Source organism: Stenotrophomonas sp. NRRL B-14846 (assembly GCF_050473585.1).
Taxonomy (GTDB): domain Bacteria; phylum Pseudomonadota; class Gammaproteobacteria; order Xanthomonadales; family Xanthomonadaceae; genus Stenotrophomonas.
Map to the genome: position 1 here is coordinate 3,382,324 of NZ_JBFLUN010000022.1, position 14,151 is coordinate 3,396,474.

The window sequence follows — 14,151 nt, forward strand, 5'->3', positions numbered from 1 at the left end:
ATCCATCCACGCATGGCGTGGATCCACTGTCCCTGCTGGCCAGAGTCCGCACCGGGGTTTCCCTCAGCGGAACAGCGCGTTCAACGCGGCCCCGGAAGCCGCCTGCTGCAGGCCATCGAAGCGGCCGTCCTGCAGGATCGGCTGGGTCGCCTGCATCAGCCCACCCCACGCCGCGCGCGCCAGCGCACCGCCCAGGCTGACCCGGCGCACGCCGAGTGCGGCGATGTCCTGCAGGCTCAGCGGTGTCGGTCCACCGACCAGCAGGTTCACCGGCTTCGGCCCCGCAGCGGCGACCACCGCGCTGATCTGTTCGCGCGTGCTGATGCCCGGTGCATACAGCACATCGGCGCCGGCCTCGGCATAGGCGCGCAGGCGCTGCAGGGTGTCCTGCAGATCCGGTACGCCAACGAAGAAATTCTCGGCCCGCCCGACCAGCAGCACATCGCCCCCCGCGTGGTCGATGGCCGCACGTGCCGCACGCAGTCGCTCGACCGCCTGCCCGATCGGCCGCAGCGGCGCATCGGCTACGCCACTGGCATCCTCGATCGACAACGCCGCGATGCCGGTATCGATCGCCGCCGCCACCGCCTCCTGCACCGCCTGCGGCGTATCACCGAAGCCATCACCGAAATCGGCGTTCAACGGCAGCGGTGTCGCTGCCGCCATCAGCCGCAGATGTTCCAGCGTGGCCTGCAGCGAAACCGCCCCATCCGGCCGCCCTTCACTCCAGGCGCAGCCGGCACTGGTCGTGGCCAGTGCCTGGAAGCCCTGCCGCTGCAGGTAGCGGGCACTGCCCACGTCCCACGGATTGGGCAGTACGAAGCACCCTGCTGCATGCAGCTGGCGGAAGGCCGCGCGCTTGCGTTGGGTATCGGCATCGGGCGAGGTCATGGCGGGCTCCGGGGCGGCAGACCTGCACCCTAGCCCGCCACCCGGTCGCACTCAATGGCGATGAAGGCGGCCGTGCATGAGGTGATACCGGCTGCTTATTGGACACCACCGTGCGCGCTGCCCGAGCGTGCTTGCCTGCCCACACAGTGCCGCCACGGAGCCCTCCATGCACCCGGACCCGCAGCCCCTCGTCGACGCCGGCGACGATGACGCCCACTGGGCCGACCTGCTCTCACCCACCCGCCGACGCCTGATCGCGTCGGCCGGACTGGCCGCCGGTGGCCTGGCCAGTGCCTCGACCGCCACCGCGGCCGTACGCAGCGACAGCGGCGTGAACATCACCGAACCCGGGCGGCCCGGCTTCCGCGCCATCGTTCCGCCAGCGCCCGAGGGCCGCAGCCCCTGGGGCCAGGCCACGGCCAGCGAACCCACCCCGCGCCCGGCCAGCGTGCGCCCCGGCGAGGCCACGCTGCCCACCCGGCCACGCGCCTACACCGCCATCAAGAGCTATCACGCGCACATCTACTTCGATGAGGACAGCTTCGAGAAGGCCGCGCTGCTGCGGCGCTGGGCCGCCGAGCGCTTCCCGGTGGAGCTGGGCAACTGGAACCTTGAGCCGCGCGGACCACACGTCACCCCGTCGTTCTATTTCGGCTTCACCAACGACCTGCTGCCGGTGCTGGTGCCCTGGCTGCAGCTCAACAGCCTGGGCCTGACCATCCTGATCCACCCCAATACCGGCGATGGCCGCGCCGACCATCTGCATTACGCGTTGTGGGTGAATCGCGCGCAGCCGGTGAATGCCTACAACTGGCCGGCGCCGAAGCCGGGGGAACGGGAGCCGCTGGAGGAGGTGTTCCCGAACGTGGTGCCGACGGTGCCGCTGGAGACCTGAGCGGGTGCGTGGCGGGGGCGGTGGGTGGCGTGCAGCGCACCTTGGGCCGCCCCTCGGTGGGTGCGTAGCTTGCTGCGCACCGAACTTCCTTCATCCACGCATGGCGTGGATCTACCGCATCACGGCCCGTTGCGGGGTCGGTCATCGCCCGGCCTTGCCGGCATCGTCGGCCTACGTGCCAGCATCCCCGGCCAGCACCACGTTCAGCGCGCCTTGATCCAGCGCCCGCCATACGGCCACAGGCACTCCGGCAGATTTCAAACAATCGATTGAAACGCTGCAAACTTCGCCGAACTGGACAGCATCCGCCGGTTCCGCCAGACTGCCGCCCTTTCCCGTCTTCCGGATCCCATGGCGAAGCTGCTGGTCCTGCACGGCCCCAACCTCAACCTGCTCGGCACCCGCGAGCCGGAGGTCTACGGCCACACCACGCTGGCCGACATCGACCAGGCCCTGGCCGCCCAGGCATCGGCCGCCGGGCACACCGTGCAAAGCCTCCAGTCCAACGCCGAGCATGTGCTGGTGGACCGCGTGCAGGCCGCGCGCAGTGACGGAACCGCTTTCATCCTGATCAACCCCGCCGCCTTCACCCACACCTCGGTCGCCCTGCGCGATGCGCTGGCGGCGGTGGCGGTGCCGTTCATCGAGATCCACCTGTCCAACCCGCATACCCGCGAGCCGTTCCGCCAGCACAGCTACTTCAGTGACAAGGCAGTGGGCGTGGTATGCGGCTTCGGTGCCGACAGCTACCGCTACGCGATGGACGCGGCACTGCTGCGCGTGCAGGCGGCCAGCGCGTGAAGATGCTGCCAAGAGTGCTGGCCAGCATCGTGCTGTGGGCCGCCATCTGCGGCGCCAGCGTCGCCGCCGAGCGCGCGGCCGCAGGCATTGACTGCGCGCAGGCCACCGGCGGCTACGAGCGCGACATGTGCGATTCCGATCGCCTGGATGATGCCGACAGCGCATTGAACGCCATCTACATCCAGGCGCGCGGCGAACTGAAGGCACAGGCGGCCGATGGCAGCTGCAGCCGCTGCGCAGAGGCCGAACAGCAGCTGGTGAAGGCCCAGCGCATCTGGATCACCCTGCGCGATGCAGACTGCGAGGCGGTGTACGCCTTCAACGCAGACGGCACCTCGCGCAATCCCGCGAAGATGCAGTGCCTGATCACCCAGACGCGCGACCGTACGCGGCAGCTGCGCGAGTTCTACGAACTGCTTTGACCCGAGTGCAACCGCACTCCCCACCACACTGACATCAAGAGCAAAGAGGCCACCATGGATCTCCGCAAAATCAAGAAGCTGATCGACCTGCTGGAAGAGTCGAACCTGGCTGAAATCGAAATCAAGGAAGGCGAAGAGTCGGTGCGCCTGTCGCGCGCCCCGGTGGCCGGCTATGCCGCCCCGATTGCAGCCCCGGTGTACGCCGCTCCGGCCGCTCCGGCGCCGCAGGCGATGCCGATGCAGTCGCCGACCGAAGCCTCCACCGGCGGCACCGCCAAGCCGGGCCCGGCGCTGCCGGAAGGCCACGTGCTGCGCTCGCCGATGGTCGGCACCTTCTACGCCTCGTCCGCCCCGGACAAGCCGGCCTTCGTCACCGTTGGCCAGCAGGTCAAGGAAGGCGAAACCCTGGCCATCATCGAAGCGATGAAGATGTTCAACCCGATCGAAGCCGACAAGTCCGGCACCATCGTCGCCATCCTCGGCGAGAACGGCCAGCCGGTGGAATTCGACCAGCCGCTGTTCGTGATCGGCTGAGGGGCACGCCATGCTCGACAAAGTCGTCATCGCCAACCGAGGGGAGATCGCGCTGCGCATCCTGCGCGCGTGCCATACCCTCGGCATCCGCACGGTGGCCGTGCACTCCACGGTCGACCGCAACCTCAAGCACGTGGCCATGGCCGACGAGTCGGTCTGCATCGGTCCGGCGCCGTCGCCGCAGAGCTACCTCAACATCCCGGCGCTGATCGCCGCGGCGGAAGTCACCGACGCCCAGGCCATCCACCCGGGTTACGGCTTCCTGTCGGAGAACGCCGACTTCGCCGAACGCGTGGAAGAGTCCGGCTTCATCTTCATCGGCCCCAAGGCCGACACCATCCGCATGATGGGTGACAAGGTCGAAGCCATCCGCGCGATGAAGTCCGCCGGCGTGCCGTGCGTGCCCGGCTCGGGCGGCCCGCTGGGCGAGGACATCGTCGCCAACACCAAGATCGCCCGTGAGATCGGCTACCCGGTCATCATCAAGGCGGCCGGTGGCGGCGGTGGCCGCGGCATGCGCGTCGTGCACGCCGAAGCCTCGCTGAAAACCTCGATCGAAACCACCAAGAGCGAGGCCAAGGCCGCGTTCGGCAATGGCGAGGTCTACATGGAGAAGTTCCTGGAGAATCCGCGCCACGTGGAGATCCAGGTGCTGGCCGACGGCCAGGGCAACGCCATCCACCTGGGTGAGCGCGACTGCTCGATGCAGCGCCGCCACCAGAAGGTGGTGGAAGAAGCACCGGCACCGGGCATCAGCGCCGAGCAGCGCGAGCAGATCGGCAAGGTGTGCACCGAAGCCTGCGTGCGCATCGGCTACCGCGGTGCCGGCACGTTCGAGTTCCTGTACGAGGACGGCCGCTTCTACTTCATCGAAATGAACACCCGCATCCAGGTGGAGCATCCGGTCACCGAGATGGTCACCGGCATCGACCTGGTGGCCGAGCAGCTGAAGATCGCCGCCGGCCAGAAGCTGTCGATCAAGCAGAGCGACGTGGTGCTGACCGGCCATGCCATCGAATGCCGCATCAACGCCGAAGACGCCGAGACCTTCGTGCCGAGCCCGGGCACCATCACCGGCTTCCATCCGCCGGGTGGCCCCGGCGTGCGCGTGGACACCCACATCTACAGTGGCTACCGCGTGCCGTCGAACTACGACTCGATGATCGGCAAGCTGATCGTGCACGGCCCGGACCGCGAAACCGCCATCGCCCGCATGCGGGTGGCGCTGAGCGAAATGGTGGTCGATGGCATCAAGACCAACATCGCCCTGCAGCAGCGGATCATGCGTGACAAGGGCTTCCAGGCCGGTGGCCAGAACATCCACTACCTGGAAAAGCGCCTTGCCGAGCGCAAGAACAAGCCGATCGCACTGACCTGATCGGCGCCAGGTGCTGGACATGAAAAGGGCGGGGATCTCCCCGCCCTTTTCTGTTTCTGTAGAGCCGAGCCCATGCCCGGCTTGCCGGAAAGCACAGCCGGGGCCTGCCCGGCTCTACCCAGGCAGGCTCAGCGCGCGTCCGCCGCCGTCGCCGGGATCTGCGAGTTGGCCAGCGGCCGCACGCCATTGGGCGAGGTCGGGTCGACGATCACCATGGTTTCGGTGGAACCATCGGGCCACACCACCTGGAAGGTGCTGCCGGCCGGCAGTGAAGCGAATGGCATGCCACTCTGCGCGCGATAGACCGCAGCGACCTGGCTGGCACCGGCGCGGCGCACGTCTTCCTGCGCCTTCACCGTGGTCAGCTCCACCTTCGACAGATGCCGGTAGCGGTCCTCGTAGGTATCGATCATCAACAGGCCGACCGCGCCGGCCGAGTAGGCCACGAACAGCGCCACCCAGAACCAGAACTTGGCCCCATGCAGGAATCGACGGTAATTCATCGCCCGTCCCTCTTTCCAACCAATCGCTTGATCCATTCCTTCATTTTCCCAGCACCTTGCCGCGATACCGCAGCGTCATACACGAAATCCCGGAAATCCTGCGCTCCATCCTGCGAACAGATCCCTCCGTTCGCACAAAAATTGTTGACCAGCACGCTGTCCGCTCCACAGGCTAGACCGAGTTCACAGGCCGCAAGCCGCCATGCAAGTTCACTGAGCTGCTCGCCCGCCACCAGCCCGTCAAGCGCGCGGTCACCGGCAGCACGCACGCCCATGCCCGGCGCGATGGCCATGTAGGCTTCCGGGTCGCGCGAGGTGCGCACGCGCTCGACCAGGTCGCGGCGGTACTCGGCACTGTCGTGCAGCGGCTCACCTTCGGCGAACAGCGCTGCTTCCGCGGCCAGGTTGCCCTGTGCGGCCGCTTTGCGGCGCTCGGACAGCACCAGCGCCGCACCCAGCTTGTCGCCCGGCACGAATCCGCCGCAGCGCTGCGCCACGCGCTCGCGCGCCTCGATCATCGCCGGCGCCGCCGTCAGGCCCAACCCGCTCAGCACGTTGTTGTCCAGGCGGTAGCCGCCCGGATCGAGTGCGTACTGCGCGCAATAGTCATAGACGCGGCTGAGCATCCAGCGCGCCTCGTGATTGCCGTTGTCGGCCTGTGCGCGCAGGCGCTGGGCGTAGGCATACAGGTCGCTGGCGTCTTCGATGTCGGCGCGCAGGTCCAGCGGCAGGCCCGACGGCAGCATGTTGCCGCGCTCGAAGGCCGCCAGCCGTCGCGCCAGTGCTTCCGGCACCACCGGCAGCGGCGCTCCGCTGTCACGGCTGGCCACGGCCAGCGGCAGGTCCGGCGACGCCGACGGCGATCCCACGCCCGCAGCATGGCCGCTGGCCCGATACCCGGCCACGCCCAGCACGGCCACCGCCGGCAGCACGAGCAACCAGGTTTTCAGGGTCGGAGCGAAGGCCATAGGCGGGTGTGAGCGTTCACGGCACACAGGAAAGCGCGGAGTTTAGCAAGGCCTGACAGGCCTGTCTGAACTGCCCCCGTTCAGCTCAAGGCGGCATCTCAGGCAATACGGAGACGCCCCGATGGTCTAGCATGGCCCCCTTTCCCGCGATTGCCCCCACCGCCATGCCGTTCCTGGAACTGACCCTGCGCTGCACCGAAGCCACCCAGCCCCGCTATGAAAATGCGCTGGAGGACGTCGGCGCACTGGCCGTGACCCTGCTCGATGCCGAAGCCGACACCAGCAACGAACAGGCCATCCTCGAACCCGGCGTGGGTGAAACGCCGCTGTGGGACACCCTGGTGCTGAGCGCGCTGTTCCCCGCCGACAGCAATGCGCTGCTGCTGCTGGCCGCACTGGAATCGTTCGACCCGGAGCTGGACTGGAGCAATGGCAGCTTCCGCGCGGTCGAAGACGAAGACTGGGAACGCGCCTGGCTGGACCAGTTCCAGCCGATGGATTTCGGCAGCCGTACCTGGATCGTGCCGTGGAACCATGAACTGCCGGACGCTGCACAGGCCGCCGATGCCGCCGTGGTGCGGCTGGACCCGGGCCTGGCGTTCGGCTCGGGCACCCACCCGACCACCGCTCTGTGCCTGCGCTGGCTGGACCAGCTGGCCGTGGACGGCCAACTGCAAGGCCAGCGCGTGCTCGACTTCGGCTGCGGCTCGGGCATCCTCGCGCTGGCCGCGCTGAAGCTGGGCGCCGCCGAAGCGATCGGCGTGGACAACGATCCGCAGGCGTTGGTCGCCACCGCCGACAATGCCGAGCGCAATGGCGAGCAGGCCCGCATGCATGTGTACCTGCCGCAGGACGAACCGGTCGCCACCTATCCGATCGTGGTCGCCAACATCCTTGCCTCGGCGCTGGATGCGCTGGCCGAGCTGCTGGCCGCACGCGTCGCCGCCGGCGGTCGCATCGCCCTGTCGGGCATCCTGCATGGCCAGGAAGGCGAACTGCTGCAGCGCTATGCCGCGTGGTTCGACGATCTGCAGGCCACCCAGGATGGCGACTGGATGCGCATCACCGGCGTACGCCGCGCCTGATCGTGATTGAATGACCGCTGGATCCGAGCCCGCGCCCTGAGCATGTCCGAGCCGAACCCGCCGCGCCGCCCTTTGGCCACCTTCCTGCGCCCCGCGTCGGAAGGCGAGGCCGCACCTGCAACCGATGCGCGCACGCCCGACCCGGCGGTGCGTGACATCCCTGCCGCGGAGGCCGGCGACTCGATCGACGCGACGTTGCCGCCGATGGCGGAGGCGCGACAGAGCGATGACACCGTCATCCTCGACGAAGCGGCCATGACCGAACCCGTCCTTGCCGTCCCGGCCGCGCAGGCCGTGGCCGGGGATGCGCCGAGCTTCCTGGGCACTTCGCGGCCGCGCACGCTGCCGACGCCGCGCTGGCACTGGGTGCTGGTCGCCGGGCTGGCACTGTTGCTGGTACTGCAGAGCGTGCTGGCCGATCGTGCGCGGCTGGCCGCCGACGCCGGCAACCGCGCCTGGCTGGGCGCGTTGTGCGGCGCACTGCGCTGCAGCCTGCCGGCCTGGCACGAGCCCACCGCGTTCACCATGACCAGCCGTGAGATCCGTCCGCTGCCGGGCCAGGCCGGCGTACTGCAGGTGCAGGCCAGCATCCGCAACGATGCGCGCTGGGCACAGGCCTGGCCGGACCTGCGCCTGTCGCTGTCCGATGCCGATGGCCGGGTGATCGGCAGCGGCGTGTTCGCACCGGCGCAGTATCTCGGCGAAGCCCCCGGCGCCGCCCTGCTGGAACCGGGCCAGAGTGCGCGCATCGCGTTCCGCGTGCAGGAGCCTGCCGCGTCCACCGTCGCATTCACCTTCGACTTCCTCTGACCAGGGTAGAGGCGACCAGCCGTGGCAGGTCGGGCACGCTCGCGCTAGACTGGCCGCCACCACCTCGTCCGGCCGCGCGCTCCGCGCGCACGGGCCAACCAGATCGGGAACCCCCTTGAACGCTGTCCTCTCTCGTCCTGACAACAGTCGTGGCGCTCCCCGGCCACCGCTGCGTGAACACGTCGCCCAGTCCGTGCGCCGCTACCTGCGTGACCTCGATGGCTGCGACGCGGACGATGTCTACGAGATCGTGCTGCGCGAGATGGAAATCCCGTTGTTCGTGGAAGTGCTCAACCACTGCGAAGGCAACCAGAGCCGAGCCGCCGCGATGCTGGGCATCCACCGCGCCACCCTGCGCAAGAAGCTGAAGGAATACGGCATCAGCGCATAAGCGCGCGCGTGGGTAGTGCCGGCCGCTGGCCGGCAACCCCATGAACGATGGCAGGATGTTGCCGTTGCCGGCCAGCGGCCGGCACTACCGGTAGATCCACGCCATGCGTGGATGAAGCCCCAGCGATCAACCGCCCCGCCCCGTCCAGTAGATCCACGCCATGCGTGGATGAAGCCCCAGCGATCAACCGCCCCGCCCCGTCCAGTAGATCCACGCCATGCGTGGACGAAGCCCCGGCGATCAACCGCCCCGCCCCGTCCAGTAGATCCACGCCATGCGTGGATGCCGTCCCCGCGGAATCAGCCGCCGCCGCCCGCCTTCCAGTAGTACCGCACCACATGGAAGAACACCGGCGCGGCGAAGCACACCGAATCGAGCCGGTCGAGCATGCCGCCATGCCCCTCGATCATGTGGCCCCAGTCCTTGATGCCGCGGTCGCGCTTGATCGCCGACATCACCAGGCCGCCCCAGAATCCCATCAGGTTGATCAGCAGCGACAGGCCGAATGCCTGCAGCGGCGTGAACGGGGTGATCCACCACAGCGCCGCCCCCAGCGCGCTGGCGCTCAGCACGCCACCCACGAAGCCCTCCACCGTCTTCGACGGCGACAGCTTCGGCGCGATCAGGTGCCTTCCCAGCAGCTTGCCCCAGATGTACTGCAGCACGTCCGAGGACTGCACCACGATCACCAGGAAGGCGAACAGCAGCACGTTGCGCGACGGATCAAGACCGGGCACGTGCAGGTTCAGCAGCAACGGCACGTGCGAGATGCAGAACACGCAGATCATCAACCCCCACTGCACCTTCGCCGTGCGCTCCAGGTAGTGCGTGGTATCGCCACCGATGGTCGACAGGATCGGCAGGAACAGGAACGCATAGACCGGGATCAGCAGCGTGTACATGCCGTACCAGTCGATCCACACCAGGTAGTACTGCCAGGGCAGCACGATGTAGAACGCGGCCAGCAGCGCGTAGTAGTCGCCGGAACGGGTCGGCGCCAGGGTGATGAACTCACGCAGCGCGAACAGCGAGATGATCGCGAACAGCACGATCACCCCGGCACGGCCGAAGAACAGCGCCAGCCCGACCACGATCGCCATCACCCACCACGCGCGGATGCGCGACACGAGGTTGGCGATCACCGCGCTGGGCCGACCGCGCTGGCGCCAGCGCAGGGTCTCGGCCACCAGCGTGGCCAGCACCAGCACCGCGCCCACGCCAGCGAACAGCAGGCCGGTCTGCTGGCCCACGCTGCGCGCGGCCAGGTCGCCGGACACATCCATCAGGTAACTCATGCGCGCCCTCCATTCGGCGCCAGGTCCAGCAGCGCCTGCCGGCTGCGCGCCAGGAACGCCGCCTTGTCCTCGTCAGCCTGCAAACGCAGCGGCGTGCCGAAGGTGGCCGTGCACAGCAGCGGCAATGGCAGGAACCGGCCCTTCGGCATCACCCGCTTCAGGTTGTCGATCCACACCGGTACGAACTCCAGCTCCGGCCGTTGCCGCGCGAGGTGGTAGATGCCGCTCTTGAACGGCAACAGCGGTTCATCGCCGACGTTGCGCGTGCCTTCCGGGAACAGGATCAGCGAGCAGTCTTCATCCACGGCATCGCGCAGTACCTGCAACGGGTCCTGCTGGCGATGGCCGGCCTCGCGCTCGACCAGCACACCGTTGAACACCGCATCGATCAGGTAGCGGCGCAGGCCGTCGCGCTGCCAGTACTCGGCTGCGGCAACCGGGCGCACCTGGCGCCGCAATGCCGGTGGCATCGACGACCAGATCAGCACGAAGTCACCATGGCTGGCGTGGTTGCCGTAATACACGCGGCGCTCGCTGGACGGCGCACAGCCGATCCACAGCGCGCGTGCACCGGTCACCACGTGGATCGCGCCACTGCAGGCGCGGGCAATCAGTTCGGCGAACATCGGCTCCTCCCGTTCACGTCTGCGGCCACACCACGGCCAGCACCAGCAGCACCACCTGCACCGCTGTCAGCAGGTACTGGCGCAGCAGCAGGCGGCGCATGCCGGCCCAGCGCAGGTCCCAGCCGCGCAACGACGCGTCGGGCGCTGCGCGGCGCAGGCCACTGTCGTGCAGCAGCTGGTCGGTACGGCGCGCAGCGGCGTCACCCTCCAGGCCTTCATCGCGCAGCAGCTGCAGCAGGCTGGCATCCAGCCCGACCCGCCATGCGTGGTAGGCCTGTGCGAGCCCGGCGACGACGCTGGCCAGCAGCAGGCCGGCAGCAACCATCGCCAGGCCCGGCTCGGTGCCAAGCAGCAGCAACGCCACCAGCAACAGGCCCAGCGACAGCAACGCCGGCCAACGGCCCTGCCGCAGCAGCAGCTGCATGGTCGCCAGATCGGGAACCGTACTCACGTGCGTGCTCCCGCTGCAGCGGTGATGGCATGCAGATGCGCCGCGCCCAGCACGATGCCGGGACGTGCCGCGCGCACGATCGCCACCGCGGCATCGGTATCGGCGGCGCGTCCACTGCGCAACAGCCAGGCCGCCACACTGGCGGCACTGCGCGAATAGCCCAGCGCGCAACACACCAGCAGCGGCCCCTGCATGCGCAGGCGCTCGATCGCCTCGGTCGCCTCGCGCAGCTGTTCCGGCGTGGGCACCGCCAGGTCCAGCATCGGCACGCTGGCATAAGTCGCGCCCGGTGCACGACCGGACAGTTCAGCACAGGTATCGACCACGCCGACCAGGGGTGTTGGCAACGCAGCACCGGGAATACGCCCCAGCCACACGCCATCCATCACCGGCACCGGCTGCGGCGCACGCCGCGTCCACAGCCGCGAATTGATCCAGGCCGCGCCCAGGTACGGCGCCAGCAACCAGCGCGCCGCCATGGTCAGGCGCCCATCAGCGCGCTTCTGGAACACCGCCGTGCCCAGCCCGGCATAGGCCAGCGCCACCAGCAGCAACGACACCACCGGCCACAGCAGCCACAACGCCGCCCCCCGCAGCAGGATCACCGGCACCAGCAGCACAGCGGCCCCCAGCAGGTACAACCCCGCCAGGCGCCAGCGCTTGGCATCACGTGCCGTGCGCCATGCACGCAGCGGTGGCGTGCCCTGCTCCGGCCACAGCCAGACGCACAGCCAGCCGGCCAGCAAGCCGGTCGGGATATCGATGAAGTGGTGCTGGAACGTGGTCAGCACCGAGACGCCGATCAGCAGCGCCCACACGTGCAGCACCCAGCGCCACACACCGTGCAGGTACTGCGCGAACTTCACCCACAGCACGATCAGCAGCACGATGTGCAGAGACGGCGCCTGGTTGAACGGCTTGTCGAAGCCCAGCAGCACGTCGAACAGCCAGCCGAACACGCCGCCGATCTCCGGCCGCTCGAAGCTGAAGCGCAGCGGCCACAGCAGGAAGCAGCTCACGGCGATCAGCTGTGCACTGAACAGCCGCAGCGCGTGCCGGTCCAGTTCCAGCCGACGCCGGCACAGGAAGAACGAGATCGCGTAGAACAGGTCGATCGACCAGTACGGCACGATCGTCCACGGCACGAACGGAATCTGCGTTTCCCATCCGAACGCCATCACCGGCAGTTCGGCATGGCGGCCAGCCATCCAGTTGGCGAAGCCATAGCTGGCGAAGAAGAACGGGCCCAGCAGGGCCAGCCACAACAGGGCGCGCCGCCAGGGGCGCCCCTCTGCGGCCAGCGGGGATGCGGCGAGCGTCGCCATCACGCGGTCCGGCGCGCCAGCGACACGGTGAAAATGCCGAAGTCGTCGATACGCTGCGCCACCTTCTCGAACCCGGCCAGGCGCACCAGCTCGTCCATTTCCTGCTGGGTACGGCGGCGCATCACCCACGCTGCGCCCCCCCGGTGGCTGGTCAGTGCGCGTGCGATGAACTCCAGCTGCGGGTGCCAGGGCTGGCCGGTATAGGCCAGGTAGCCGCCTACCGGCACCGTCGCGGCAATGCCCTGCAGCGAACGCAGCACCGCATCGTTGTCGGGGAACAGTTCGTACAGGCCGGATACCACCGCCAGCGTCGGTGCAGGGTCCACCGCTGCCAGCTGCGAGGGATCGAACGCATCGCCCTGTTCGAAGCGGGCGATGTCAGCCGCCCCCAGGCGCTCGATCAGTGCCTGGCCCTGGGTGACGTTCAGATCGCTGAAGTCGCGCAGCACGATGCGCTCGGCGCGCTGTTCGCCCTGGCCCAGCGCTTCCAGCACGTAGCGACCATGGCCGGCGGCCACGTCCAGCACGCGCACCGGCGTGCCCTGCCCGCGCAGGCGCTGGGCAGCGTCGCGCAGCAGTTCCTGCAGGTGCTGGCCACGCACGCGGATGCCGCGCCAACCGATCGCATCCAGATAGTTGCGGTCGACCATCCGACCCAGCGGGCCCTTGCCACGCGCTTCGTCGCGGTAGATGTAGTCCAGCGTGCTGCCGGAATCGAAACCGGTCTGAAGTCCCAGCGCGATGCCTTCGGACAACGTTCCGCCGAAACGCAGGCCGCCACGTACCACGCGCCAGCGCAGGTCGGCCAGGCTGTTACGCTCCGGTGGCCACGCCAGGATCTCCGATTCCTCGAAGGTCGGCCCATGGCGATGCGCGTCGCGCCGTGACAGCTCGCGCAGCGGCTCGGCGAAACGCGCCTGGATGAAACTGCGGATGCGTGCCAGCGCAGGCGCCCGATCGCGCTCGCCCAGCGTGTCGTGGAAGAAGCCCGGCAGGTGCACGCGCTCCTTGATCGGGCTGGACAGGTGCTCGTAGAAGCGGTCCTGCGGGCCACGATGCACGACGAAGTCGGAGCCGGACACCAGCAGCTGCACCGGCACACTGATCGCCTGCGCATCGGCCACGATGCGGTCGGCCGCTTCGTACAGGCCCAGCAGCACGCGCACCGAGATCGGCCGGGTGATCAACGGATCGGTGCGGTAGCTCTCCACCCGCGCCGGGTCATGGGTCAGCCACTGCGGCTTGACGTAGCTGTTGACGAAGAAATTGCCACGCAGCTTCTGCATCAAGGCCAGGCCCGGCCGCGCGAACGGCACGTACAGCTTCACCTTGAACGCCGGCGAAGCCATCACCAGCGCGCGCAGGCGTGGTGCGTAGTCGTGCACCCAGGTCGCGGCGACCACCGCCCCCACGCTCTGTGCGATCACCACGATGTCCTGCACCGCGATGCCGTGCTCGGCGCCGATATGGGCGATGAAGCTGTCCAGATCGCGCACCAGCGCCGGGAAGCCTGGTGCATCGCCACGCGCACCCGGCGAACGGCCATTGCCGCGCGCATCCCAGGCGAAGAAGGCGGTGTCGGGCAGGTCCAGCTCATCGACCAGGTGGGTGACACGCCCGGAGTGCTCGTGGCCGCGGTGCAGCAGCACGATGGCCTTGGTGGCCGGCGTTGCGGTGGTGCCCGCCCAGTACCGGTAGAACAGCGGTACCTGGTCGAAGCTGTGGAATTCCCGTTCCTGCGCCTGACGCATGCAATCTCCTGATTGTCTTTTTGTA

16 protein-coding genes are annotated in these 14,151 nt (G+C 68.5%); 8 read left to right on the top strand and 8 right to left on the bottom strand.

Annotation, left to right across the window (positions count from 1 at the left end):
- Positions 1–63 precede the first annotated feature (63 nt).
- Positions 64–891 carry an isocitrate lyase/PEP mutase family protein gene (locus AB1281_RS17775; protein ID WP_430346549.1) on the bottom strand — a complete coding sequence of 276 codons (828 nt, stop codon included), beginning with the start codon at positions 889–891 and terminating at the stop codon, positions 64–66.
- A 166-nt stretch (positions 892–1,057) separates the two neighbouring features.
- Here AB1281_RS17775 and AB1281_RS17780 point away from each other — a divergent pair, with 166 nt between their 5' ends.
- The 5 genes from AB1281_RS17780 (at position 1,058) to accC (ending at position 4,921) form a co-directional block, all read left to right on the top strand.
- On the top strand, positions 1,058–1,786 hold the full coding sequence (locus tag AB1281_RS17780) for a DOPA 4,5-dioxygenase family protein (RefSeq protein ID WP_430346550.1): 729 nt from the start codon (positions 1,058–1,060) through the stop codon (positions 1,784–1,786).
- 351 nt (positions 1,787–2,137) lie between these two features.
- Positions 2,138–2,587 (top strand): type II 3-dehydroquinate dehydratase, encoded by a 450-nt coding sequence (aroQ, locus tag AB1281_RS17785; protein ID WP_164118801.1) that lies wholly within the window; start codon positions 2,138–2,140, stop codon positions 2,585–2,587.
- Positions 2,584–3,009, top strand: coding sequence for a lysozyme inhibitor LprI family protein (locus AB1281_RS17790; protein WP_430346551.1), 426 nt, complete (start codon positions 2,584–2,586; stop codon positions 3,007–3,009). Before aroQ ends, AB1281_RS17790 begins: the two co-directional genes overlap by 4 nt.
- A 54-nt stretch (positions 3,010–3,063) precedes the next feature.
- Positions 3,064–3,543: an acetyl-CoA carboxylase biotin carboxyl carrier protein gene (gene accB, locus AB1281_RS17795; RefSeq protein ID WP_049443248.1), complete on the top strand. Its 480-nt coding sequence runs from the start codon at positions 3,064–3,066 to the stop codon at positions 3,541–3,543.
- A gap of 10 nt (positions 3,544–3,553) precedes the next feature.
- Positions 3,554–4,921, top strand: a complete 1,368-nt coding sequence (accC, locus tag AB1281_RS17800) for an acetyl-CoA carboxylase biotin carboxylase subunit (RefSeq protein ID WP_006473295.1) — start codon at positions 3,554–3,556, stop codon at positions 4,919–4,921.
- A 128-nt stretch (positions 4,922–5,049) separates the two neighbouring features.
- Here accC and AB1281_RS17805 read toward each other — a convergent pair whose 3' ends face one another.
- Entirely contained in the window at positions 5,050–5,424 is a 375-nt protein-coding gene (locus AB1281_RS17805) for a hypothetical protein (RefSeq protein ID WP_014038687.1), read from the bottom strand.
- Entirely contained in the window at positions 5,421–6,392 is a 972-nt protein-coding gene (locus AB1281_RS17810) for a hypothetical protein (RefSeq protein WP_430346552.1), read from the bottom strand. Before AB1281_RS17810 ends, AB1281_RS17805 begins: the two co-directional genes overlap by 4 nt.
- Before the next feature lie 164 nt (positions 6,393–6,556).
- Between AB1281_RS17810 and prmA the strand changes: the two genes are divergently transcribed.
- The 3 genes from prmA (at position 6,557) to fis (ending at position 8,678) form a co-directional block, all read left to right on the top strand.
- The gene (gene prmA / locus AB1281_RS17815; RefSeq protein WP_075676036.1) at positions 6,557–7,477 is read left to right on the top strand and encodes a 50S ribosomal protein L11 methyltransferase; all 921 of its coding nucleotides are present in this window, start codon (positions 6,557–6,559) and stop codon (positions 7,475–7,477) included.
- Between the two features lie 42 nt (positions 7,478–7,519).
- Positions 7,520–8,287, top strand: a complete 768-nt coding sequence (locus AB1281_RS17820; RefSeq protein ID WP_430346553.1) for a DUF3426 domain-containing protein — start codon at positions 7,520–7,522, stop codon at positions 8,285–8,287.
- 115 nt (positions 8,288–8,402) lie between these two features.
- A complete protein-coding gene (gene fis, locus AB1281_RS17825; protein ID WP_005419706.1) occupies positions 8,403–8,678 on the top strand; it encodes a DNA-binding transcriptional regulator Fis in 276 nt (91 codons plus the stop codon).
- A 299-nt stretch (positions 8,679–8,977) separates the two neighbouring features.
- Here fis and AB1281_RS17830 read toward each other — a convergent pair whose 3' ends face one another.
- From AB1281_RS17830 to AB1281_RS17850, 5 genes are read right to left on the bottom strand one after another with little or no spacing between them, the layout of a single operon-like run.
- Positions 8,978–9,973 (bottom strand): phosphatidate cytidylyltransferase, encoded by a 996-nt coding sequence (locus AB1281_RS17830; protein ID WP_430346554.1) that lies wholly within the window; start codon positions 9,971–9,973, stop codon positions 8,978–8,980.
- Entirely contained in the window at positions 9,970–10,599 is a 630-nt protein-coding gene (locus AB1281_RS17835) for a lysophospholipid acyltransferase family protein (RefSeq protein ID WP_014038692.1), read from the bottom strand. The genes AB1281_RS17830 and AB1281_RS17835 overlap by 4 nt, the downstream gene beginning before the upstream one ends.
- A gap of 13 nt (positions 10,600–10,612) precedes the next feature.
- A complete protein-coding gene (locus AB1281_RS17840; protein WP_430346555.1) occupies positions 10,613–11,050 on the bottom strand; it encodes a hypothetical protein in 438 nt (145 codons plus the stop codon).
- Positions 11,047–12,375 (bottom strand): phosphatase PAP2/dual specificity phosphatase family protein, encoded by a 1,329-nt coding sequence (locus tag AB1281_RS17845; RefSeq protein WP_430346556.1) that lies wholly within the window; start codon positions 12,373–12,375, stop codon positions 11,047–11,049. Before AB1281_RS17845 ends, AB1281_RS17840 begins: the two co-directional genes overlap by 4 nt.
- The gene (locus tag AB1281_RS17850) at positions 12,375–14,126 is read right to left on the bottom strand and encodes a bifunctional alpha/beta hydrolase/class I SAM-dependent methyltransferase (protein WP_430346557.1); all 1,752 of its coding nucleotides are present in this window, start codon (positions 14,124–14,126) and stop codon (positions 12,375–12,377) included. Before AB1281_RS17850 ends, AB1281_RS17845 begins: the two co-directional genes overlap by 1 nt.
- Positions 14,127–14,151: the final 25 nt, after the last annotated feature.